Source organism: Allobosea caraganae, assembly GCF_003351345.1.
GTDB lineage: Bacteria > Pseudomonadota > Alphaproteobacteria > Rhizobiales > Beijerinckiaceae > Allobosea > Allobosea caraganae.
In genome coordinates, this window is sequence record NZ_QQTO01000016.1 from 109,036 (window position 1) to 132,239 (window position 23,204).

The following is a 23,204-nucleotide window of genomic DNA, read 5'->3' on the forward strand; positions in this document are numbered from 1 at the left end:
GGCGATGACGCTTGGCAACATGCGTGAAAACGGTACGCGCTGGATCGCGCTCTATTGTCCGCTACCGTGCTCCCACCATACCGACATTCTCGTCGACGAGCTGGCTGACGAGGTCGAGGTGCCGTCAATCGGGCGCCGCTACCGCTGCACGAAATGCGGCCGCAAGGGACCGGAGAGCCGGCCAGCCGGCCATTTAAGTGAGCGGCCCGGCAAGGATCTTCAGGCTGCTATTGGTGGTTCAGCATCGGCTGGAAGCCTTGCACCATCGAGCCTCACCGTGGAAGCCGGGGAGGTCGCCTTGCTGAATGTCCCTGACGCCGGGCGAGAGCTGCCGGAAAACTAAAATCTGGGCAGCAAACGAGCTCGGCTTCGCCGCGCAGCGGAGCGACGTGCCGGAGGCAGTCGGTCCCGCGTCCCGCCTTCGGCGTCGCTATGCTGACGCTCCTGCGGCTACCTTGTTGAACCGGTCGCGTTGCAGGCGAATGGCCGCCAGCCGGTCGCAGAAATTAGAATTCTTCGGCCCCGGCCGACTGGCGTCTGATATGCCCATTTCTGCATGGAGGCGGTCGGTTGACCGCCAGGGTGATCCGGGTGTGCCGGTGCGGCTACGACAGAGGCGCAGACGCGGGGCGCAGCGTTGAAGAAGCTGCATTACCGTGCTCCGAGGCCGCTATCGCTCCGCATTTTTTATTGGCGATCGCTGACGGGAACAGCGGAGGCGCAGGCTCTATTCGGATAGGAGCTGCCATGTCCGGCCCCACTCGGTCACGGATTTGCGTGACAGAGAACGTTCCAGCGGTATGAAGCGGCGCTGATACCGGTGCCCTTCATATTCCACGATCTCCTTGCTTTTCGCGGCCGGGAATAGCCGATCAAGGGTCGCTTCCAACATTTCATGATCGGACATCGGGACGATCCCGCTGGCCTTGAGCGCCGCCTCGATCATCCGGACATTGGCGCGCGCCGACCGGATATCAGCTTGATACTTGTCCGGGTTGTTGCCGGTATATTCGTCGAACGACCGGTTCCAGTCCGTCAACTCGCCGCGCGCGGCCTCTAAATCTTCCAACGTGTAGGCGGTCACTTCCGGCACTCCCTATGAGCGAACGCGGGCGCGCTTCTTCGAAGCGACGCTGTCAGCCGGAGGCCTTGGCCGCCCGCTTGGTTTTTACGGGCGTCACCTCGCGCTTGCGCCCGAGACCAAGCGACTTTGCCAGCACAGAGCGCGCCTCGGCATAAGCCGGCGCCACCATAGGATAGTCGGACGGAAGGCCCCATTTGGTGCGGTACTGCTCCGGCGTCAGGCCGTATTTGTTGCTCAGATGGCGTTTCATCGATTTGAACGCCTTGCCGTCTTCGAGGCAGATGATGGCACGTAACCGATTTGCGGATCGACACGGCCGGAACAAGGGGGGCGGCGGGTTCGGGAGCGGCTTCCTTGCCGAGGCCTGCCAAAGCGGCATGCGTGTCTGCAATCACTCCGGGAAGGTCGCCGCGCGGAACGTTGTTGTTCCCAACATAGGCGGAGACGATCATCGCGGACAGGCCGAGCAGCTCTTCGTTATTATCAGACATTTCTGGCTCCTGCTGTCTGGAAACACCGGCGATCGGCGTGATCATAAGCTCTGACGCGGCAAAGCATCTTGAGATCATGCCTAACGTTGCCCAGGGCCCAACCGCAAGTGCGTTCCGCGTGAACGCCTCCATTACGAATACGGACGGGGGCACTCCCGATTCGGCAATCGGCTTGCCTTCTGTGAAGGTGCCAGGAACTCAAGGGCGGGACACCGAGCCGATGTTTGGCATCTGCCAACTCTTCCATCCTCAGTTTGGGAGTCCAGGCGGACACCGCGCTTTCAGGGGTGACCCGTCGCTCACCAAAAACGCAATGAACGGGTGCGGCAAAAGTCCGCTCATCCATGCCCGGCCGCGTCCAGAAGCTAGCTGGCGACGCCGCGCAGACTAGGCAGGAATCCAAGGCGACAACGACAACCAGCCTTCATGCGCCTGGGCAGGAGCCACGGATTTCTCCGCCTCCGGCGAACGCGATGCAACCTCTCTAGCTTCTCACCGGTCATGTGAAGGTGATCCGCCGCGCGGCGCTACGTTGTTCGATTGAGCTCCGCAATTCTCCTTCGCCGCCGGACCTGACCATCCAGCCAGCCTTGATGAGCGTCAATCAGACCGGCGGCCGCCGTTCAATGGCGCTGCCCGCTCCATTCGCGCTGAAGCGCTCCCGTGTTGGCCATGACCGCCGGCCGGGGTCCGGCCCGATCTCTCCCGCGCATCGGCTGGATGGTCCAGTCCGATCAACAAAGGAGACTTCACATGACCACGAACACCGAAACCACCAGGCCGCTCTACCGCGTCACCTTCGCCCGCATCGCCGGCAAGGATCAGTCCGGCAAGGACATCTTGTCCCGCCCGAAGGAGATCGGCGCCGTCTGGCCCCGCAAGGGCGACAAAAAGGGCGGCGTCGTATCACTCGACCTGATCCCGATCGAGCTCACCCAGCGCCAGGGCGTTCTCTTCCTGGTTCCGGTCGATGCAGACGACCAAGGAGGCTCGCTATGAGCCTCCACCCCTCCACCATCGCCGGGCAGAACGATGCCTTCCGCTCGATGATCCACATCCCGCAGTTTGGCACGCCGAAGATTCCGGGAAAGTGGCTTATCACACCAGGCATCACAGCCCTTCCACCCGTGGCGCAGATCGAGATCATCGCGGAGGTCAGGAACTTCGACGCCTTCACCGAGGATAACGATCCCTACGGCGAGCACGACTTCGGTGCGTTCGAACACCCAGGGGCGGGCAAGATCTTCTGGAAGATCGACTATTACGATCGCGCCTTGACCGGCGGCAGTCCCGATCCCGCCGACCCGAGCGTCACCTGCCGGGTGCTGACGATCATGCTGGCGCAGGAATATTAAGCCATCGCGGCGCGCCGATCGAAACGGCGCGCCGCATCACACCGGACCATCGTCGTCTGGATTGCGATGCATCGCCCGATGGCCTTCACCTTCATCCATGCGGTCGGTCAGATCGCGGCGCGCGTCCATGACGGCGTCGCGAATGCGCCGGACGCTCCAATAGTCGCCGACCAGCATCCGCTTCTCGTGCAGATGGGTGCCCATCTCCAGCGTGGCCAGCGAATAGCCCGCCGCAAGCACTACGACGGCGAAACCAGCCAGACCAACTTGCTCGGCGAAAAACAGCAGGTCGCCAAACGCCCAGGCGAAGAGCGCAAGCCCGGCGCCGCAGGCAAGCGCAAGATAGAACGCGTCGCGCCCTATGCGGACCGACGTGATCGGGGCCAGAGCCTGATCCTTGTGGCGCGTGCGCACATAGCGCTGCGTCACCACCACGCCGCGCTGGTCCCGGTAGAAGATGCGGTCCTTCATGATGAGCAATCCTATCGCTTGTCCGAACGGCATTCGTTGGCATTGACCAAGCCATCAATCGCGGCGGGCATGGTTCCGAGCTGCGCCGGCGCGTAGACGCGGGCGCTCATGACATGCAGCAGCATCGGGAACCTGATCGCATCGAAGGCCGTGGTGACGGCGCAGGCGCAGCGCGAGCTATGATCGACGGCCCGCAGCCGCGGAATTTTCGGTACGCTCTTGGCGATCTCGGCTTCCGCGATGTCGAGCGTCTCTTTCATGAACGGCAGCTGCGCCAGCGGCGAACGTGCAAATTGATCCAGAATGGATTTCTTTCGGCGCGCTTCGCTGTCGACCTCCTGTCGTCGCTCGGCTTGCACGGCGATCGAGCGGGCCTCGCATTGCGGAATGAAGGTCTTCTCCGCCATGCGCCGTTCGACGAGCGGCTGGAGCCACAGGGCGCAGATCGCCGCATAGAAAAGAAGCCCCGCGAGCAGCGGCGCGGGCAAAGCCTTGAACGGGAAATCGAACATGCGCGTCCTCCTGGCGAGATTGCGCCGGGCCACGGAGGCCCGCGACGAATGGATGACGGGAAGGGTGGCGGGAGGTCGATGCGCGACCGTGGAGGCGGCGCCTCAGCCGGACTTGAACTTGCAGTGGGTCTTGACGAGCCGGGTTGCGGCATCGGCTGTCAGGCCGAAGGCTTGCGCCTGCCCGGTCGTGAGTGGCCTTGAAACAGGCGGGGCCGAAGACTTGGCGTCCGCCAGCGTCAGCTTGATCTCGGGCTCGCCCGGTTTGCGCGACCGGCGTTCCAGGTAACACCATTGCGAATCCACCTTGCCGTCGATCGAGGAGACGAACTGGATGCCGGTGACGACATTGAGATCGCCATAAGCGACGTGGACGAACTCGGAGTAATTGCGCAGCACCCGGGACGGCTCGGCTCGCGGAATCAGCGAGCCGAGGAATTCGCGGATCGGCGGCCAAATCCAGCCCGAGCCCCGCGCGAGGTCAGCGGCGATCAGGATGAAGGCGAGCGTGCCGACCACATAGACCGGCCCGCGATAGCGGATGTGATCGAAGAGGGCGGTCATCGGCCGCGATCCATCACCGTGCCGTCCTCCCTCGGCCCGAACGTATTGCCGGCGCCGATGCGGTGCAGCGCGATCGTTCGTGGCGCGGTGCGGCCTTCCAGGCGGTCGCTCGCCTGCTGGGCGGACAGGAGGTCGCCGACGGTGATGGTGAGCAGGTCGCCTTCCGGCGTGCCGCGACGCGACGCCGTAATGGCGGCGGCATATGCCAGCAGCAGCAATGGCGCGAGATCCAGCGCCAATGCGGTGGCCCAAGCTGGAATGATGGCTTGCCAGTTCGCGATCACCGCGATGGCGGCGCTGGCGGGCGGCATCGGCACGGGCTCGAAAGCCTTACCCGGCCCGGCCTGCTCCAGCCTCGCGGCGATCGCGTCCGCCTTGGTCTTGTACGAGGCGAGCGCATTGGTAGCCGCCTGCTTCTGGCGCTGGGTTTTGATCGTGACCGGAAGCGCGATCTCGGTCAGGGACCTCAGTGCCTGCGCGATGCTCTGCCGGACGCCGCCGCCACGCAAGGCGGCGATCGATGCGTTCAGGCAGTCGATACCGGCGGCGAGGCGCGGACCGCGCTCGTCGGCGGGAGTCGACGGCGCCACCGCGCTGCGGGTCTTTTCGAGGCAGGCCTTGCCCTCGGCATGGACGGCGCGGCGGGCCGCCACGGCGGCGTCGAGGGCCGTGATCTGGGCTTTGACCGTATCGGCGACGATATGAAGGGTCGATCCGACCCCGAGCGGTCCCGCGCTTCCCGTCAGGCAGCCGCGATTCACCTCGCAGGTCGCCGTGGCGCGGACGTCGCCTTCAAGGCCTACCAGACTGGTGCGAGGGCCTTCCTGATCGCTGCCCGACGCCTCGGCCTCGGCGAGAGCCTTCTCGCCGGTCGCCACGACGTTGGCGTAGCCGTAGCGGACGGCCTCCTGACCGCCCAGCGAGATCACCGACCAATAGGCCGAGAACGCGATGAGGAAGAGGCAGGCCAGAAACGTGATGACCCAGGCGCGGAGCCGGTCGACGAAGCGTTCGAGCAGCGGCGCCGTCTTGAAGGCGCCGTGCCAGAAGGCGAAGGTCATCGCCGCAACGGCAATCGCGATGATCACCGCGTAGACCTTGTGGCTCCAGTCGTCCTGCAGCAGCTGTGACAGCCCCTTATAGTTCGCGATGCCGACGACGGTCGCGATGATGAGCAGGCACATCTCGATCAGCCTCATATTCATGCTCGGATTCATGGCAGCGCTCCAGGTCAGAAGGGGAAGGAAACGAAGGAGGGGCGGACGAAGGCGATGACCGGGCAGCGGTCGACGCCGACGGGCGGGATCACCCGCTTCCAGCCGTCAAAGGTGATGTAGCGGCACGACATCTCGACACGGATGTCGTGACGGCCGTGATAGACGTAGTCGTATTTCAGGGTGGGAAGGCCGTAGATCGCGATGGCGGCGTAGGCCCCGCCGAAGATGGCGGCGACCTTCAGGATGGCGGGCCCGAAGCGTCCCCGCATGGTGCGGTCGAGCATGGGTGTCGTGCGCACGTCATCGCGCGCTCGCTTGGACAGCGGCATGGATACCTCCAGTGATTTTCGAGGGGGAATTCAGGCTTTGTATTTGACGGGGATGTCTTTGAGCGGCGGCGCGCCTGGCATGGGCTTGGCGTGCTGATACCAGCCATCGACGGCGCGATAGGAGACGAGGTCGACGATGATCGGCGGGTTCTGCTTGAAGAAAACCGCGGCCGTGAAATCCGCCAGATGAAGGAACTCGTCGGGCCGGTAATGCGGAATGCCGCGCTCGGAGAGCGTCGTCGAATAGCCGGGTGTGGCGCCGCTTTGCTGCGGCACGCCGATACTCTCGGTCACGATGCTGCGCTGGCCCGAGCGCTCGGAATATTCCTTGGCGTCCTTCGTGCTGCGGATCGAGAAGGCGACGACGACTTCCGATTGCGTCGTGAACGCGCTGGCCTCTTTCCCGTACCGTTCGTAGCTTTGGGTGTCCTGGACGTAGGTGATCAGCTGGACACCGCGTGACCTGCCCAGATAGAGCGCCGGCAAGGCCGAGGGCAGGACGCCGTAGGAGGCGAACTCATCGGCGATGATGCTGACCCGCGGCTCGAAGCGGTTGGCTTCGATGCAGATATCGATCAGCGCATTGATGCAGAGACCGGTGTTCTGACCGTAGAGCAGCGCCTTTTCGGCCGGGACGACGATGAAAATGCTCGTCGGTTTGCCGGGCGTCTTCAAATCTCGTGGATTAAAGTTGCTGTAGTTGGTGGTCTCGCCAAGCGGCCCTGCTGGATCATACGGCTCCAAGGCAGTGAGAGCCTCCTTCAGCACCACCTCGGCAAATTTCGGGTTTCGCTCGATCATCGCCCGGACGCGCTCGGCCGCGCGCCGAACGCTGCCGTTGTGAAGGTCGCAAGCGATCATCTCCGACAGGAAGTTCTGGAGATCGGCGTTTGACCCGCCGATTAGGCCGTGAAGGTAGGGCAGATTGCAGCAAAGCTCGCCCGTCTCGGCCTGATTGATCGCCAGCTTGATCAGCAGCCAGGCGCTGACATCTCGGGCCGTAACCCTGAAAATCTTGTTTTCACCCGAGGCGTTTGCGGACTCGGGCATGAGCGTCAGGACCGTCGCCTTGGCCTTGTCGATCAGTTCGGGCTTCCCGACATAGTCCGGGAAATGCCCGACCGGATTGAAGTCGTGACTGGGTAGCCCGAATTTTCGCATCTCCCGCCAAGGGTCGATGAAGATGACGTTCTGCTTCAGGACATCGTGGCGGCAGGGGCCAGCCAGGTAGGCAAGCTCGGCTCCCTTGGCCGTCGCGATGATGTTGCGGTGAGCGCCGAGAGCGAAGCAGATCGACGCGGACGAGGATTCCGTCTTGCCAGCATTGGTCGCGGCTCTAATGCTGATCGGGGCGGGGCCGTCATAATAGATAATCTTGTTGCCGACGCCGCCGAGCGGGATTCCGTTGCCGTCCGGGTTCGAGAACTTGAGCCCGAATGTTTCGGCGTCGCTTGCGGTCGGGTTGTCGGTGCGGCCGAAGATGCCGCTCGCGGTCTTCATCGCGCGCAGCAAGCGCAGCCATTGGAATTCGGTCCACAGACCGCGCACGATGGACAACAGGCAGTAGGCGATCAGCAAGGTGTAGAGCCAGATCAGAGGCTCCCAGGCATCCAGGGCGATGAGGCCGCGGTAGATCACGTAGAAGACCACCGCAGCCATCGCCATTCCTACAGGACCGGCAGGGCGGTTCGTCATGGTCAATATTCCGGCTCGCGGTCGTGGTTCGGCTGATCGCGCCGGAAATCGGGACCCTTGCGCTCGCTGACGACAACCTGGCGGATGTTGGCCTCGGCCTCGCGCTCGATGTGGCGCCGATAGAACGTTTCCTTGTCCGCGACCATGCGCTCGGCCTGGTCGTCGATGATCTTGAGATCGGGGCTCGGGTCGGCCCTGATTTCGGCCGGCCGGGGAGCTGGATCGCGAATATAGTTAGTCAGCAACTCAACTTTTTGCTTCAGGACGCGGTATTCGTGAGAATTGTGCTGCTTGCGCTTTTCCGCCTCGAGCCGCTGCGCGCTCAATTCGCGGATCATCCGGACCTTTTCCTGCGCAGCCGGCGACATATTGGCCACCTGAGCGGCCAGCTCGTTCTGACGGTTGAAGGCCTCCGACATCGGAGCATCGGCGGGCGAATTGGAATTGCCACCGCCGGACATGGTATCCTTGCTCATTGATCACCTCATGATTTCAGGAAGGGATTTGAAGATGGATGAAGAATTTGATTGCAAAGACTGCGATCGCAGCACTCGCCTTGAAGGCGAGATCTTGTCATCGCTATGCACGTGGTCAGCGGAATACGGACTGGCGCGGCTCGATCTCGGTTGGAGCGTCGCAAAGATGCTTTTAAAGCATGTCAGCCGGACGATGCCGCTCGATATTTACATCGAGTTCGTCGAACGGCTTGCCGCTGTTCTCGGTGACGAGGCGCGGGCTATACGGCAGGTGGCTGAAGAGGATCATCGCGCCCGCCTGCATTGATGCAGCTGTGGCAGCCGAGTGACGCTAAGGAAGCAAGCGTGTCTTTGACGATGGGGAGCGGCACCGACCGCCGCAAGGCCGCATCCGAATTATTTTTCGAGTTCGCAGGCGATCGTCATGGCGGGCAGGATGTGAAGGCGCGCCCGTAGCCACCTGCCGCCGGCATCGAGGTGACGATGCCGGCGGCAGGTGATGCTCTACCTGATCGTAGCGAGCGCATCCGGGTGACGCAGCTGGCGCCAGGCTTCAAGGAATCGCACCGACCGCGCGAACACGTCCGGTCCGGCGTGCATTCGCCCATACCTCGTGAACGGTCCGAAAACGTCCCGCTCGCAGGACGCGAACAAGTGGCGGTTCCTGAAGCTGCCGTCGATTCGAGCCTCGCCCAACTCTCCCTCGACAAAGCCGAGGCGCGCGAAGGAAACACGAGAAGGCTCATTCATAGTTCCATCGGCCAGGATGCGGATCGCCAATGTCGCCCTAGTGAACCGCAGCCCAGAGCAGCCCGCGTGGACGACCCCCATCGCACCCATCGCCGAGGCGATCTGGCGACCCGAATACACCGGATCGACCACCGCCCCGCGCACCCACAGCTGCTGCTTGTCGTCCATGTGGACGTGCAGCGTGCCAACGACACGTTCTTCGACCTTGGCGATCACGACGATGGCCTTCCTTTCAAACAGGTCGTCGGCGCGGTAGTCGAACAGGAGTTGAGAGGCAGCGGTTCCCATCACCCGGTCGAACAAGCCCTTGGCGGCGTTGACGCCCACGAGATCGTTCCCAGGCAACATGCTCTGAATCAGGATGTCGAGATGCTCGTTGCGCGCGCTGATCGAAATCGAGCTGTCACCGGCGGCCGGCGCCGAAGCCGCGGCCGCGAGGGCAAGAAGGTTGGCCATCAGATCGCCTCCTTCGAAAAGAGGGCCTGCCACTCGCGCTTGGCCGCGTCAGCCTCGGCGATCTGGCGGGCTTCCAACCGACCAAGCGACGACTCCAGCCGCTGCGTCAGCGTCACGATCTCATCCACGAGGATTTTGAGCACCGGCACGATGAGCGCCAGTTCGGACTGACTACCGTTCGCGCCCCCCCCGGGCCTCACTTTCGGCGGAATACGATAGGGGCAATCGCGGCAGACATTGAATGACGACGGATCGCCGTCATCGACCGAGGCCAGCTTGCAGGCCGGGCAGGCGAGAGAGGAGTAGTGAAGGTCGCCGGGCGGCGAGGCGACGGTATCGATTTTGCGGTCAGACATCGGCTTTGTCCTTTCAGTGGCCGTGGTCAGCGGCCTCCTTCTGGACGAGGTCAGACGAGGGGCGTTTGGGACAACGTCCCAGCAACCTTCCTGCAACGATGGTCATAAGATTATGAAAAATAATAACTATTTGCCATATATGCTACTTTAGTATAATATGGCTATATGGCCGATACGTATGTCGAGGAGCTGACAGTCAGGATCGAAAGGGACACGAGAACAGGCAGGCTCGTTCGTGAAGAATTCCTGCTGGGAAAAGAATGGCACCGGGTCGGGGCTCCAGCCGATCGGCGATTTTGCCCGAACTCGGGTAAGCTTTTCGAGGAAAGCTGGTGGCGAAATGGCCTCCCGTTTCGAGCCGACGGAGGGCCCTGCGCGACGGAGTGGGATATCGAGTCAGGCCGCGTCACACACCAAGTCTGGATCACAGAACATGGCCTTCACAGGGACGGCGGCTTGCCGGCGCGAATAACATGGGCCCCCGCGACGGGCGCCGTTCTAACCGAGACCTACAGCGAGTTCGGAAAGGAGCATAACGAGCAAGGTGCTTCTTATCTCGATCGCGACTCCGCAACAGGCGTTATCGTCCAAGAACGATGGAAACAGCACGATCAGTTTACCCGTGGCGGAGACCGCCCCGCCTACATAGAACGTGACCCCTCTTCGGGGATAGTTACGCTTGAGGAGTTCTGGGTTGATGGCGTTCGCGACCGCGCGAGGGGCGCCGCCATTGTCGAGCGCGACCGAGCGACGGGCAAAGTTGTTCGACAAGAATTCTACCGACGCGGACAGGCGATAAGGCAGGCAAATCCCCAGTGCGATTGGAGCCCTTGAAACTGCGCCGCGCACAAGCCAAAGTTGCCGATAACCGAGTTTGCTTTATGGAGCTAGCAGTTGGAGCGCGCCAAATTTGCAAGCATAGTCCGCAAAAAAAACTCTAAAGAAATAGGATCTGCTGTAGCTGCCCAGATTTTGCTTTATGGGAAGCACGGTGACAACCTAAAATCAAAGAATGCTGACGATTTTAAGAAAAAATTCTTTAGAATGGTTGAGATCGATACAGGTGTTTTTCGTGAAACGAAGGAGAGTCGAAAAACTGTCGGCAATCAACATGGAACGGCCTATTACAACAATGTAAAGCAGGGTACAGCGTCAGAGCAATTTATCATTGCTATATATTATTGGTTTCACTTCTGCGCTAACACAGACGCGTATGGCGCCGCAATTGATAGAGAATTATTTGGAAAGTCTGTTTTTATAGAAATAAACACGGGCGTTGTTGTCGGTCGCCCAGAATTAACGCCAGCTTTTTCTGATTTTGAAGAGCGATTGCAGCTCCCTCTTCAGTTTCCGAAGACGCGGATTCTCACACTGGACAAGTCCAATTGGCTTGATCCATCCGTTACGGACTCAATCGAGTTTGTCGGCCGGAAGAACGAGCGCGCTGCTCTCGATTCATTCGCTAATAGTCCGAATTCGTTCTTGATATGGGCTGTGTCGGGGCCGTCAGGAGCCGGAAAGACGCGACTCGTCACACAATGGCTTCGTGATTTTAAAGCTGGGATTTCAGCGGGCCCGGACTGGGATGCTGGGTTTCTGACAATCCAGATGGTCAGAAAATGGCAAGAAAGTGGTGGCGATTGGGTTAAATGGCTGCCTACCCGCCCAACCTTTATTGTTATCGACTACATTCACCTTTTTGCTACGGAAATCGTCCAGTTAGTTCTTCACCATGCAAATCTCCGGGGTAATCAAGTCAAATCATCAAAAATTCGTTTGTTGCTGATTGATCATATTTTTCCTGAAGATCTTGATCGGTTATTTGATGACCCTAGGTTCCTTGAACTTTCTTCAGGCGGTTTTGATCTTGACGAAAAACGACAACTTTTTTTTCGTGCTCGTCCTCTCCTTTTGCGGCATGCCAACCAGGACAAAGCGGATATTGAGGCGGTAGTTATAAGTGCTGCTGAGATTCATGGTCGTATGCCTGATGCCCAGGAACTCGCGGAAGCACTTGGGGACCTACGTCGAACTCCTGGCGCTTGGTGCCCACTATTCGCTGCATTGAGCGGCCGTGCGATTGCTCTCGGTGTCGCGGGCAAATCATATGACCGAAGAGATTTGATGCGAAATTACTTAAAGACGTCAGGCCGCTTGCCTTGGACCGCATCAAATCCGAATGCTTCTCGATTAGGGTTTTGGGCCAGCTGCTTTGTTGCTGCTGCAACCGCAATACGTGGAGCGAAAATTAAAGATCTCATTCAATGTTTGCCTGATGATCTAAGGCTTGATCGCCACTCTCGAAGACTCATAACTGTGATCGCGCGTAACATAGTTTCCAACGAGGATGACGATCTAATATTCCCATTTGAGCCAGATATATTAGGTGAGACGTTTTTTATTTTACTTTTGGAGGAAGCAAGTCACGTCCAAGATCTACAATTCGATTTGTCGCGAACTCTCGCCCAAGCTTGTGCCGGGAGAACCGATATAGCGGACAACGGTATCCTAAAAGCTGGCGACGAGTTCCTTGGTTTTTTTGGTCGTTTAATGAGAAATTTGGGAAATGAAGGTCGAAATCTTTCGACGTTGAAATATTGGAACTTTGTCATAAAATTCATGTCTCCGGCCAATTTTCAGGCTGGCTACTTTAGACAAATAGTATCGATCATAAGAGCCGGTGTCATTCAAGCTTTAAGCTCATCTGATTATATTTTAGAGCCATTAGCAGATGAAGAGATATTGATATTATTTGACGACCTTACCGCAGCCACGAATGACGAATCAATAAACGTTGATGCACTAATGTCCATGTTAAGTGTATACGATTTTTACCGAAAGTCATGTCCAGAACGTACATCATATATCAAATATATTATTGATGCACTCACCAACGCTGCGTGCGGTGCAGTTAGATTTGGAAGTAGGGAGTTTATCTTATTGGCGGCTATCGAATCTGGTTACTTGTCCGCTGTGAAAATGGTAATGAAGGAGCCTTACGTGGATCCAAATTTGGTAACAATTGACAACGTTTCGGGATTATATCTGGCGTGCCAAAATGGAAACACGGACATAGTGGATTTATTACTTGATATTGATGATATCGACGTCAACAAAGGCCCTGAGGACACGACGCCATTAGCAGCTGCCGTATCAAATGGGCATCGTGATGTAGTAGAGCAACTTCTCAAGCATCGTCACATTGATATAAATAAGCCGAACAAAACCGGCATGAGGCCGCTTATGTGGGCTTGCATTGGTAAGTACATTGATATCTTCGAAATGCTTTTTCGTTGTCCAGATATTAAATGTGACGAAGTAAATTTGAATGGACGGACCGCCCTGTCATGTGCAGTAAGCGCGAATTTTATCGAAGCTGTCCGCGCTTTCTCAAATTCGGATAAAGCCGACTTCAACAGAAAAGGTCAATTGGATTTCACGCCCCTTCACATAGCCTGTGGCAGCCAGAATTCAGAAATGATCGAAATTATATTACGTCATCCGGGAATTGAGTTGAATTCTAGGGCGGACCAGATTGGCGGGGCTACACCGTTAATTCTGGCTGCCAATCTTGGAAATTCTACATCGGTAAGCATCATTTCTGGTGATCCACGTTGCGAATTAAATCTTAAGGATAATAACGGACATACTGCCGTTGATCACATCATTCACTTATTGAACACTTCAAAGACTGGTGAAAGATACGTTGTTGAGTATCTTCGTCTACTGGAAACGCTGGTGGCCAATGGAGGGGTGCGCGGAACTGATATTTGACTTTACATCTCCAAAATCATCAGTGACAAAATCAGTCGCGATTGCGATGGAGGTATCTTAAATCCAATGATCGGCATCGGCATCGGTTAGTTTAGATCATGTTCGAGATTATGCCCGAAATTATTGTATGATTGGTGCCCAGGGTTTGCGGCAACGCCAAAAATAATATTTTGTAATGCTTGCTGGCTTTCGTGGAATTTCAGAAACTGCCTGTCGATGGCGGATCGAACAGTATGAGATTCTTTCAAGTGACGTTGTCTCGTAATTTCGCTTTCGGCGATCCTATGGCGATAAACCAGCTCATTTTCAAGTTTGATCGCGCGCTGTATTAGTCGACGTTTTCCAGTTACCCAGTCAAATAGACCTCTGAGACCTTTGCGAAGTCGCTCCGCGTTGGCAAGGCTATTGGCCTCAAATCGTTGGTGTTGTAACTTCGCGAGTTCAAGTCTTTCTTTCCGTTGACGAGAGACCATCTGCCGGTGCTCGCTCAGTAGCGGCATCAAGGCGTCGGCATGCATGCGGTTGAGGTCGTCCAGCGACCGCTTTGCGCTCAGATCCAAGACGCTCACGATCTCAGCTTTCACCTGCTCGACAGAGGGATGGCGCTCTGGACTGCCCAAGCGGGCTTTCAACTCTTTTGATCCCACTTTGAGCCATCGGCTGAGCGAGAAAGCGTTGCCTCTGTAATCCTGGACAATGAAGCCGCGCCGGTCTCCTCGGCAGAGCCAGAGACCGCGATCTTTAAGTGCATTCGCAAAAGCGGCTTCGTTATCGAATTGCGCCCAGCATTGTTTCAGCACCGCTTTGATTTCGCGCGGATCGCGTTTGGCGCGTTGCGCCTCCTGCCATTCTAACAGGCCAAAATTCAGAGGATTTGCGAGCGACTTGTCGGCAAGCCCCTTCGGCAACTCCCAACCGTGCGTGAGGTAGAGTTCTCTCGACAGTTCGGTCAGTCGTTGCTTGAAGAAAGGCAGGTTGATTGCACGCATGCGCTCGGCGTCGATGCGGCTGAAGACGACATGGCAATGCCGACGAGCGGACTTCTCATGATAAACGACCGCCCTCGGTTGATCAGCTAGCCCCAGGCGTTCAGCAGCCAACTGGATCGCAGCCTGAAAATCGTCCACCGTGGCCATCTCGCCTTTTGGCGGCGATAAGGACAAAGAAAACATAAACTGGGAGCAGGCGGTTGCCCGGCTGATTGCGTACATCTCGGCTAGGGCGCCTCGTAGATCGCGAGCCATGCATCCGACAATGGGTCCGGATTCGACGTGGTCATTGTCGCGCTCATTCAGCAGGTGAATCGCGAGTTGGTCCGAGCCGCCGCGCTGGCTACCTTTCAGGATCATGGAATGTCCTTTCCTGCGGCTTCAACCCCAGAGCCCGCAACAAATCGGCGCGAAGGTCCGCGATGTCGCGGAGCGCACTGCGCAGTTCGGCAAGGACGTCCGGTGTGAGCGGAAGGATGCCAATCCTAGCTGCGTCGGCCAGCTCCAATAGTGCTCGCCCGATCCCGCATCCGCCGAGGCGGGACAGAATCTGCGCGAGTTGCCTTTGTCGCTCGCCTGGCGAAATTCGAGCAGTATCGGTGCCTAGCGGGGCTGATGAGGGAGCAGGGCTGGAGAACAGGCGGTGTCGGATGTAGGCGCTCAGGGGATGTCCGCCCGCGTCACGTTCGAGCTGACGCCGCTCTTCGGGCGTAAGGCGCAAAGATAGCGGCGCGGGCGCCTTGCGCCCGTGATTGGTTTCTTTTTTCATGATGAGCATCGCGTCGCCGACGTGCGTGTGCGCACGGCGCCGGGCACGAGGCCGGCGCAGATGGCGGTCAGGTTGGGTGTTGAATTTTGCCCAGCGTCAAAGCGCTGGGCGACAGATAAGCGTCTGTAGGGAGCCGGACGCTACGGGGCAGGCGGCTTCCAAGAGGATGTAGGTGCGGTCAGGGCATGGTTCCAGTCCGCCAAGATATCAAAGACTTGGTTCAAACTTGCTCCGTCCAGCTCCACCATTTCTTGCTTCGTGCAGGAACCTCTGAAACTCCGCGCAGAATCGTTTCGCGGATTCCGGTTCCGAATCAAGCTCTTGAGCGGGGGCCTCTGAAACTGGTCTGCAAAAGCGGCTTGGCGCAATTCAGCCCGAGCGGCCGGCCTCACGTGGAGACGGCCAGCTTTCGAGTGATCTGACGACCAGCTCGCTCAACGCGCACGATTGGCCCATAGCCGAACTCCAGAACGTCCGCTTCCCGGCATCCAACTGTTTGGGTCGGCGCCCAGCTTCCGCTTGTCTGGCGAGGCCGCCCAGCCGAGATAGCTTGCAAGCAGGCATATCGCGGATTCAATCGGTTTCAGCTGTCATGAGCTGCTGGGCGCGTTCGTCGTGGCATCGGTGCCAGGGAAGGGGATGCGGCTGCCATCTTCCGCGGCTAAGGGGCTTTCCGTTTGCTGGCGGGATCACACTGAAGGCCGCCGTGAAGCGGAGCTCAGCTTCTTTCTTGCGACTGAAGGAACTCCTCGAAATACTCGTCCACACTGATCGGCCTGCCGATGATCCCGGCGTCCAGCGCCTGGTCGATGAAAGCCTGGACGGCCTTCCTGTTGGATTCCGTAAGCCCGTGGCCGTAGGGATTGGAACCCAGGAGCTCTGTCGTCTTGTCCAACTCAGCTTCCATCCAGGGAAATGCGTCTGGGAAGCCACGCTGGGAGGCGTCGAAACTGTCATTGGCGGCTGCGAACGCGTTGGTCAGGCTGCGCGCGACCCAAGGAGCGCGCTCCCAGAGCGAGCGCCGCAGGACGACGATGTGCATCATCGGGAAAATGCCGGTGTTGCGGTAGTACTCCGTCTCGGCCGCGCGGAAATCGGGGAAAAGCCGCATGATCGGCCCTTTTTCCGTGTCCAGCATTTTTGGACGCGGCGGGCTCCACATCGCATCGATTTCGCCGGCGATGAGCATTTCCGCGAGAAAGCGACCGGCGGGAGCCGGGCGAACGTGGCTTGGGAGGTCCGCGACCTGCGCAGCCTGCTGGGTCTCGCCCGGAATCTCGATGTCGCCGACATGCCACTCGACGGAGCCGAGCGGGACGCCCAGGGAAGCCTGTGCATGCCGGTACCATATGCCGCCGCTGGCGAACCAATTATACAGGCCGAGCCGTTTCCCGATCAGATCCCGCGGCGACCGGACCGGCCCGTCCTTGCGAACATAAAGATCCCGCATGGTGAAGCCCCGCAGGATGAAAACGGGCAGGGCCACGAAGGAGCGATCGCCGGTCTCGACGCGCCTGAGATGAGCGCCCATCGAGCCCTCGCCGCCGTCGAGCTCCCCACCCATGGCGGCACGGCGCAGCAGGTCGGCGCGGATGGGCCAGGAGCCACCGCGGCCGATCTCCAGAGAGAGGTCCAGGCCTTCGGCCTTCACGGCTCCACTCGCGAGCGGCATGATCCGAGCGTAATCAGCGCAAGCAAGACGAACATAAATCTCGGTCATTTCACATAAGCTCCAGTTGTGCTTGACGTACGCGTCGTATGCAGCCCATTCGAAAGGATGATTTCAAATGGAAGTATAGTGTCTAACGGCCTCGATGCTTCGCCTTCATCGTAGAATGCGCCGAGTGCCCCCACGACCGCGGGGCCGAACAATTCGTAGGGCGAGCGGACCGTGCTGAGCCAGGGAGCAAGAAATTCGTTCATCGGATTGCCGTCGAAGCCGAAGATCGTGACGTCTTGCGGCAGGCTCAAACCGATCTCGAGGCAATGCCTGGCTACGCCGTAGGCGATTTCGTCGGTGGTGCAGAAGATCGCGCGTGGCGGCGTTTCCGCCGAGATATGTTGCCGCGCGAGCTGATAGGCTGAATCCCGTCGCCGCGTGGACACAACGATTTCGGGCAAGGGACAATCCGCCCCGGCCAGCTCCTGAAACTTGCGTTGGAAGGAGGTGACGCGGTCGCGGCTGGCTGACGATTTGAGCGGGGCGTGGAAAATCCAGGCGCCGCGATGATGGCGAGCGAAGAGGTATTCCGCGACCTCGCTGGCGGCGAGCACGTTGTCGATGCCGACATGCCGCGCCGGGACGTCGTAGGGGCAGCGCCGATTGACGAAAACGAGCGGCTCGTTCGATTTCAGGCCGTGCTGGAGTTCCGGACTCTCGACTGCGCCGAGCATGACGATTCCGAAGACTTGCAGAGCCCTCATCTCCTGGAGCATGGCATCCTGCAAATCCGGATCTTCGCCGGTATTGGCGAGTACCATGACGAGTCCCTGCTCGCGCAGCGCCCGCTCGATCGATCCGGAGATCAGGGCGTGATAGGCGTTGCCGAGATCTGGCGCCAGGACCCCCACGATATGGCTGCGCTTCTGGCGCAGCGCCCTCCCGGCGCGGGAAGGCAGATAGGACAGGGCCTCGACAGCGCGAAGCACGCGCTCCCGCGTGGCCTGGGAAGCCTTGTTGGGGACGTTGTTAATGACACGCGAAACGGTCGCCGTGGAAACGCCGGCAAGGCGCGCGACCTCTTCTATCGAGGCCGTCGGCGTCTGAGGCGCCTTCGGATCCCTGATCCCGAACATGGTTCTGGGCTTGGCCGGCTTCGATGGCATCGGTTTCTGTCTCACAGCGAGTGGGGCCACGCTCCCATAGTTGACATCATCGACCCTGTATGCCTACGATTAAGGGTAATCGATTACCCTCGTCAAGCCCCCCTTAGGCTCTCGGCTTTCGATTTCAGCACCGAGATCTGTACTGGTTTGGTTTCATGGGGAATCGAGACGGTCTTGCTGCCGGCAAAATTCTATTAAAGAGCAGAGGGGATAGATCATGGATCGCAGAACGTTTGTCGGTGCCTCACTTGGTCTTGCGGTCGGCGGTCTGGCGCGCCCTCATATCGCGAAGTCAGCTGGAAGCCGCGTTCTCAAATTCATTCCGCAACGTGACCTCAACTCAAAGGACCCGATGTGGATACCTGCGGCGAATGTGCGCACGCATGGCTATATGGTCTTCGACACGCTTTACGGAATCGACGCCAATTTCCAACCCCAGCCGCAAATGGCCGAGGGCGCCACGATCGAGGACGACGGCAAGCTATGGAAGATCAGGCTGCGCCCAGGCTTGAAATTCCACGACGGGACGCCGGTCCTGGCGCGCGACGCGGCCGCCAGCATTCGACGTTTCTGCGTGCGCGATCCGCTTGGACAGGCCCTGGCGGCCGTGACTGATGAGCTGTCCGCGCCGGACGATCGCACCGTCCAGTTCCGGCTGAAGCGCCCGTTCGCGCTGCTTCCCGACACATTGTCGAGCACGCCCCTGTTCATGCCGGCAATCATGCCGGAGAGGCTGGCGTTGACCGACCCGATGAAGCAAGTGACGGAGATGGTCGGCAGCGGGCCGTTCCGGTATGTCGCCAACGAGGAAATGCAAGGCGAGCGTTACGTCTACGAGCGCTTTGCCGACTATGTCCCGCGAGAGTCTGGGCCCCTAGGCTGGACCGCGGGCCCGAAGGTCGTGAACGTCGACCGGGTCGAATGGAAGGTCATCCCTGACCCGGCCACGATCGCCGCTGCGCTGCAGACCGGCGAGGCCGACTGGATCGAGTATGCACCGCTCGACCTTCTGGATGTGCTGAAGAGCTCCCGTAACGTCAAGGTCGCGGTGACGGATCCGACCGGCATGAAGGCCGACATGCGGATGAACCAGGCGATATCGCCCTTCGACAATCCAGAGATTCGCCGCGCGCTCCTGGGGGCGGTGAAGCAGGAGGATTACTGCATCGCGATGGCGGGCACGGACCCTTCCGGCTGGAAGTCGCGCGTAGGCTTCTTCGTGCCCGGCAGCCCGATGGCGAACGATGCCGGACTGGACGTCTTCGACACGCCGCGGGACTTTGCCGCGGTCGCGGCGAAGATCAAGGCGGCCGGCTACAAGAACGAGAAGGTCGTGATCATGTCTCCCGGCGATATCCCGGCGGGCAAGGCTGCGTCCTTCGTCAACGCCGACATGCTCCAGAAGGTCGGCATGAACGTCGATTATATCGAGCTCGATTGGGCGACCATCGCGCAGCGCCGGATGAAGAAGGAGCCCGTCGAGCAGGGGGGCTGGAATATCTGGATCGCGCCGGGACCCGGCCTGAGCCAGTTCAATCCGATTGCGGCGACGCTGCTGCGGACCGGACCACAGGCCTATTTCGGCTGGCCGAAGAGTGATCGCTTGGAGGAACTGCGCAACGCCTGGCTCGCAGCCCCCGATCTTGCGGCACAGAAGAGCGTGGCGGTGGAGATCCAGAAGCAGGCATTCGTCGATCTGCCGATGATCCCGCTGGGCATGTACTACCAGCCCACCGCCTACCGGACGAATCTGGAAGGGGTTCTGTCCGGGTTTGCGACGTTCTGGAACCTCCGGAAGGTCTGAGACATTCTTCGAGAGCGCGCACGCCAGAGCCTTGGAGGTGGGCAGAGGTCGGGTCTGGAAATGTCTTCCCGCGCATGACTGGCCGCCTCCTTCGAGAGGCCGCTCCTTCCGGAGTGGCAGTCAAGGTGATGGCGTGAAGAATACCTGCGTAAAGCCGTATGCTGCTGGATTGGCCCGGAGGGTCTTACCTATTTCTGCAGATCTTGCTGGATGAAGATCACAAAGAAAGTCGAATGATGCCTGATAAATCGCAATCGAATATCGACAAGGTGTTGTCAAACCTCGCGGAGAATGAGGGCGCTGCCCTGGAGCGCCTGTTCAACTTCCTCCGCATCCCGAGCGTCAGCACGGTCAGCGAATTTGCCCCGGATTGTCAGAAAGCGGCGGAATGGCTCGCGGCCCAGTTCGAAGGGCTCGGGTTCACGGCGAGTGTGCGGCAGACGCCGGGGCGCCCGATTCTGGTCGCGCATTCCGACGAGGCGGGCCCGGATGCGCCCCGCGTCCTTTATTACGGCCATTACGATGTGCAGCCGGCCGATCCGGAGGAGCTCTGGACCAGCCCGGCCTTCGAGCCGGTGCTGGTGGACGGACCGGTAGGCAAGCAGATCGTTGCCCGCGGCGCGGCGGACGACAAGGGCCAAGTCATGATCTGGATCGAGGCATTCCGATCATGGCGCGCGGTCATGGGCAAGCTGCCCGTGCGGGTGACGGTCCTTGTCGAAGGCGAGGAAGAGACCGGGAGCCCGAGCCTCAAGCCGTTTCTCAAGGAATACGCGGATGAGTTGAAGGCGGACGTCGCGGTCATCAGCGACGGCAACATGTGGGATGTCGAGTCCCCATCGATCACCACGCGCTTGCGCGGCACGGTGTATACGCAGATCAAATTGCGCACGGCTCGATGCGATCTGCATTCGGGCCTGTTCGGTGGCGTCGCGCGAAACGCGTTGAACGCTCTGACCCAACTGCTCGGCGGGCTGCATGACGAGCAGAGCAGGGTGCAGCTCCCCGGCTTCTATGACGACGTGCCCGAGCTTCCCGACGAACTCGCCCGGCAATGGGCTGCGCTCGCGTTCGATGAGGCCGCATTGCTGAGCTCCTTCGGGCTTGCGACCCCAGCCGGCGAGGTCGGCCGGCCGGCACTCGAGAGGCTCTGGTCGAGACCGACCGCTGACATTCACGGCATCTGGGGCGGATATATCGGGGAAGGGCGCAAGACGGTCATACCCGCCGAGGCGCAGGCGAAGATATCGTTCCGCGTGGTCGCCGGCCAGGATCCGCAGCGGGTGGTTCAGTGCTTCCGCCGGTTCCTCGACGAAAGGAGGCCAGCGGACGCCCAGATTTCACTGGAGGTACTTGGCATGGAGCCGGGAATCGAAATCCCCTCCGACACCCGCTGGATGCGTGCGGTAAGGCGCGCGCTCGGCGACGAATATGGCAAGGAGGCCATTCTGGGCGGTTGCGGCGGCGCACTCCCGATGGTCGGCGCGCTGAAGGGCATCCTTGGAATGGACGCTCTGTTATTCAGCTTCGGCCTGGACGACGATCAGGTCCATAGCCCGAACGAAAAGTTCGAACTCCGGTGCTTTCGCCAGGGCGCGCGGGCACATGCGCGCCTGCTCGCGGAGTTGGGTCGGGCGGTCTAGCGGCCCGGCATCGTCTGCGGCCCGCCCGTTACCGAGTGGCGCAGGTCAGGCGGCCTGCGCCGATCCAGGACTTCAAGCCGACAGCAACGCCGCCTTCTTCAGCGCAATCGGCCCAATCCGGAGCCAACAATAGCCCATGAATGTCCGGTTTCAGGCGAGCCTCCAGGTTCCGCTCCTGGCGCGTTTCTGAATGGCCGCAAAAAGCTCTGGATCGCGGCTCAAGCCGGGCGTATAGCGCCCCTTTCAAGAGGCCGGGCGCTTGACCCGCCCGATTTCACGAAGCCGGCCGACGCCATCCACGGTGGCGCCGGCCGTGCTTTATCAACCGCGCCCGACCTCCGTGTATCTCCGTCGGGATGTCTGCTTCCGCGGCACCATTCGATGTCCGGAAGTGGCGCACCGTCGATGCTCGGCGCAACCGTTCTCCCGCAGGATCCGAAGCAGGCGCTTTGAGATGGAGCCATCCTGGAACCGATCCACCTTAGTGATGTTCTAAAGGGGCTCTTGATCGCAGATTGGCTGCCGTTTTGGGCTGGGGATAGCCGTGTCCGTACCGTCTCGTCGTACCATTCTCGCTCTGCTATCGACCGCCTGCGCGTTTGCGAACCGCGCAGCGCAGGCTCAGGCGACCGCGGATTCCAGGAAAGGCTTCAGCTACGAAGACATGGTTGAACGAGCAAAGGCATTGGCAAATCAGCCTTTCGATGCCGAAAGCTCCAAGATTCCGGCCGAGTTATCGAAGCTGACCTATGACAGCTATCGTGAAATCCGATTTCGTCGGGACAAGGCCTCCTGGCGCGACGGCGGCTCGGACTATCGTCTTCTGCCGTTCCATCTTGGGTTCCTTCATGACAAGCCGGTCCAGGTTCACATCATCAATCACGGCAACGCGATCCCGATACCGTTTACGACGGGCCTGTTCGAGTACGGCAAGGTGCCCGTTCCCAAGGGACTCTCACCTGCGCTCGGCTTTGCGGGGTTTGCTGTCACGACCAACCTCAACGACCCAAAGATTCAGGACGAGGTCATCTCGTTCCTGGGCGCGAGCTATTTCCGGCTCATCGGGCGCGGTCTTCGCTATGGACTTTCGGCACGGTCGCTTGCCCTGGACGTAGGTGGCAAGCAGCCGGAGGAGTTCCCATTCATGCGGGCGCTCTGGGTGGAGGAACCATCGCGCGACACGACGGACCTCGTCATCTACGCGCTCCTTGATTCCCCATCGGTGGCGGGCGCCTATCGCTATGTCGTTAGCCCGGGCCGCGAAACCTCCGTGGATATCACTGCGACGATCATCCCTCGCAATGAGATCGAGCGGCTCGGTATCGCGCCATTGACGTCGATGTTTCAGGCTGGGGAAGGCGATCTGGCCCAACGTTCAGATTTCCGGCCAGAGATTCACGACTCTGACGGTTTGATGATGCAATCCGGGAGTGGTGAATGGATCTGGCGACCCATTCGCAATCCGAAGGCGTTGCGCATTTCGAGTTTCGGCGACAAGAACCCGCGCGGCTTTGGTCTTATGCAACGCGACCGGGACTTCGGAAGCTATCAGGATCTTGAAGCACGCTATGAGGCGAGGCCAGGCTATTGGGTCACACCTCAGGGCGACTGGGGGGATGGCCGGATCGATCTGATCGAAATTCCGA

The 23,204-nt window shown here is 59.7% G+C and carries 22 protein-coding genes and 1 pseudogene; 8 read left to right on the forward strand and 15 right to left on the reverse strand.

Features of this window, described 5'->3' with window-relative positions; genetic code table 11:
* The first annotated feature begins 4 nt into the window (after positions 1-4).
* Positions 5-343, forward strand: a complete 339-nt coding sequence (locus DWF00_RS29005) for a hypothetical protein (RefSeq protein WP_147283785.1) — start codon at positions 5-7, stop codon at positions 341-343.
* 384 nt (positions 344-727) lie between these two features.
* On the opposite strand, the gene DWF00_RS07575 is transcribed toward DWF00_RS29005, so the two are convergent.
* Positions 728-1,084 carry a hypothetical protein gene (locus DWF00_RS07575; RefSeq protein WP_114853008.1) on the reverse strand — a complete coding sequence of 119 codons (357 nt, stop codon included), beginning with the start codon at positions 1,082-1,084 and terminating at the stop codon, positions 728-730.
* Positions 1,085-1,136: 52 nt separating this feature from the next.
* A pseudogene (locus DWF00_RS07580) lies at positions 1,137-1,575 on the reverse strand (Ros/MucR family transcriptional regulator).
* Positions 1,576-2,328: 753 nt separating this feature from the next.
* On the opposite strand from DWF00_RS07580, the gene DWF00_RS07585 reads away from it, so the two are divergent.
* Both DWF00_RS07585 and DWF00_RS07590 read left to right on the forward strand, forming a co-directional pair.
* Positions 2,329-2,574, forward strand: a complete 246-nt coding sequence (locus DWF00_RS07585) for a hypothetical protein (protein WP_114831528.1) — start codon at positions 2,329-2,331, stop codon at positions 2,572-2,574.
* Complete coding sequence (locus DWF00_RS07590; RefSeq protein ID WP_114831529.1) at positions 2,571-2,930, forward strand: DUF3768 domain-containing protein; 360 nt, start codon at positions 2,571-2,573, stop codon at positions 2,928-2,930. The genes DWF00_RS07585 and DWF00_RS07590 overlap by 4 nt, the downstream gene beginning before the upstream one ends.
* Positions 2,931-2,966: 36 nt before the next feature.
* Here the strand turns inward: DWF00_RS07590 and DWF00_RS07595 are convergent, their stop codons facing one another.
* The 7 genes from DWF00_RS07595 to DWF00_RS07625 form a co-directional block, all read right to left on the reverse strand.
* Positions 2,967-3,401 (reverse strand): hypothetical protein, encoded by a 435-nt coding sequence (locus tag DWF00_RS07595; RefSeq protein WP_147283786.1) that lies wholly within the window; start codon positions 3,399-3,401, stop codon positions 2,967-2,969.
* An 11-nt stretch (positions 3,402-3,412) separates the two neighbouring features.
* Positions 3,413-3,913 carry a hypothetical protein gene (locus DWF00_RS07600; protein ID WP_114831531.1) on the reverse strand — a complete coding sequence of 167 codons (501 nt, stop codon included), beginning with the start codon at positions 3,911-3,913 and terminating at the stop codon, positions 3,413-3,415.
* A gap of 102 nt (positions 3,914-4,015) precedes the next feature.
* Positions 4,016-4,474: a hypothetical protein gene (locus tag DWF00_RS07605; RefSeq protein WP_114831532.1), complete on the reverse strand. Its 459-nt coding sequence runs from the start codon at positions 4,472-4,474 to the stop codon at positions 4,016-4,018.
* On the reverse strand, positions 4,471-5,679 hold the full coding sequence (locus tag DWF00_RS07610; RefSeq protein WP_147283787.1) for a hypothetical protein: 1,209 nt from the start codon (positions 5,677-5,679) through the stop codon (positions 4,471-4,473). Before DWF00_RS07610 ends, DWF00_RS07605 begins: the two co-directional genes overlap by 4 nt.
* A 26-nt stretch (positions 5,680-5,705) precedes the next feature.
* Positions 5,706-6,020: a hypothetical protein gene (locus tag DWF00_RS07615; RefSeq protein WP_114831534.1), complete on the reverse strand. Its 315-nt coding sequence runs from the start codon at positions 6,018-6,020 to the stop codon at positions 5,706-5,708.
* A gap of 30 nt (positions 6,021-6,050) precedes the next feature.
* Positions 6,051-7,715: a type IV secretory system conjugative DNA transfer family protein gene (locus DWF00_RS07620; RefSeq protein ID WP_114831535.1), complete on the reverse strand. Its 1,665-nt coding sequence runs from the start codon at positions 7,713-7,715 to the stop codon at positions 6,051-6,053.
* Between the two features lie 2 nt (positions 7,716-7,717).
* Complete coding sequence (locus DWF00_RS07625; protein ID WP_114831536.1) at positions 7,718-8,191, reverse strand: hypothetical protein; 474 nt, start codon at positions 8,189-8,191, stop codon at positions 7,718-7,720.
* A gap of 34 nt (positions 8,192-8,225) precedes the next feature.
* Here DWF00_RS07625 and DWF00_RS29010 point away from each other — a divergent pair, with 34 nt between their 5' ends.
* Positions 8,226-8,498: a hypothetical protein gene (locus tag DWF00_RS29010; RefSeq protein ID WP_147283788.1), complete on the forward strand. Its 273-nt coding sequence runs from the start codon at positions 8,226-8,228 to the stop codon at positions 8,496-8,498.
* A gap of 197 nt (positions 8,499-8,695) precedes the next feature.
* Here the strand turns inward: DWF00_RS29010 and DWF00_RS07630 are convergent, their stop codons facing one another.
* Both DWF00_RS07630 and DWF00_RS29015 read right to left on the reverse strand, forming a co-directional pair.
* Complete coding sequence (locus tag DWF00_RS07630; RefSeq protein ID WP_114831537.1) at positions 8,696-9,397, reverse strand: GNAT family N-acetyltransferase; 702 nt, start codon at positions 9,395-9,397, stop codon at positions 8,696-8,698.
* Positions 9,397-9,753: a hypothetical protein gene (locus DWF00_RS29015; protein ID WP_114831538.1), complete on the reverse strand. Its 357-nt coding sequence runs from the start codon at positions 9,751-9,753 to the stop codon at positions 9,397-9,399. The genes DWF00_RS07630 and DWF00_RS29015 overlap by 1 nt, the downstream gene beginning before the upstream one ends.
* 894 nt (positions 9,754-10,647) lie before the next feature.
* Between DWF00_RS29015 and DWF00_RS07640 the strand changes: the two genes are divergently transcribed.
* Entirely contained in the window at positions 10,648-13,527 is a 2,880-nt protein-coding gene (locus tag DWF00_RS07640; protein WP_147283789.1) for an ankyrin repeat domain-containing protein, read from the forward strand.
* A gap of 86 nt (positions 13,528-13,613) precedes the next feature.
* On the opposite strand, the gene DWF00_RS07645 is transcribed toward DWF00_RS07640, so the two are convergent.
* The 4 genes from DWF00_RS07645 to DWF00_RS07655 all read right to left on the reverse strand — a co-directional run bounded on the left by DWF00_RS07645 (position 13,614) and on the right by DWF00_RS07655 (position 18,111).
* Positions 13,614-14,876 (reverse strand): relaxase/mobilization nuclease domain-containing protein, encoded by a 1,263-nt coding sequence (locus DWF00_RS07645; RefSeq protein ID WP_114831539.1) that lies wholly within the window; start codon positions 14,874-14,876, stop codon positions 13,614-13,616.
* A complete protein-coding gene (locus DWF00_RS29020; RefSeq protein WP_147283790.1) occupies positions 14,860-15,285 on the reverse strand; it encodes a hypothetical protein in 426 nt (141 codons plus the stop codon). Before DWF00_RS29020 ends, DWF00_RS07645 begins: the two co-directional genes overlap by 17 nt.
* Positions 15,286-16,003: 718 nt before the next feature.
* Positions 16,004-17,005, reverse strand: coding sequence for a substrate-binding domain-containing protein (locus tag DWF00_RS07650; RefSeq protein WP_114831540.1), 1,002 nt, complete (start codon positions 17,003-17,005; stop codon positions 16,004-16,006).
* Positions 17,002-18,111: a LacI family DNA-binding transcriptional regulator gene (locus DWF00_RS07655; RefSeq protein ID WP_114831541.1), complete on the reverse strand. Its 1,110-nt coding sequence runs from the start codon at positions 18,109-18,111 to the stop codon at positions 17,002-17,004. The genes DWF00_RS07650 and DWF00_RS07655 overlap by 4 nt, the downstream gene beginning before the upstream one ends.
* Before the next feature lie 217 nt (positions 18,112-18,328).
* On the opposite strand from DWF00_RS07655, the gene DWF00_RS07660 reads away from it, so the two are divergent.
* The 3 genes from DWF00_RS07660 to DWF00_RS07670 form a co-directional block, all read left to right on the forward strand.
* On the forward strand, positions 18,329-19,915 hold the full coding sequence (locus DWF00_RS07660; protein WP_114831542.1) for an ABC transporter substrate-binding protein: 1,587 nt from the start codon (positions 18,329-18,331) through the stop codon (positions 19,913-19,915).
* Between the two features lie 233 nt (positions 19,916-20,148).
* A complete protein-coding gene (locus tag DWF00_RS07665) occupies positions 20,149-21,558 on the forward strand; it encodes a M20/M25/M40 family metallo-hydrolase (RefSeq protein WP_245973786.1) in 1,410 nt (469 codons plus the stop codon).
* A 544-nt stretch (positions 21,559-22,102) separates the two neighbouring features.
* A partial coding sequence (locus DWF00_RS07670) for an OpgD/OpgG family glucan biosynthesis protein (RefSeq protein ID WP_147283791.1) occupies positions 22,103-23,204 on the forward strand: 1,102 nt, incomplete at its 3' end.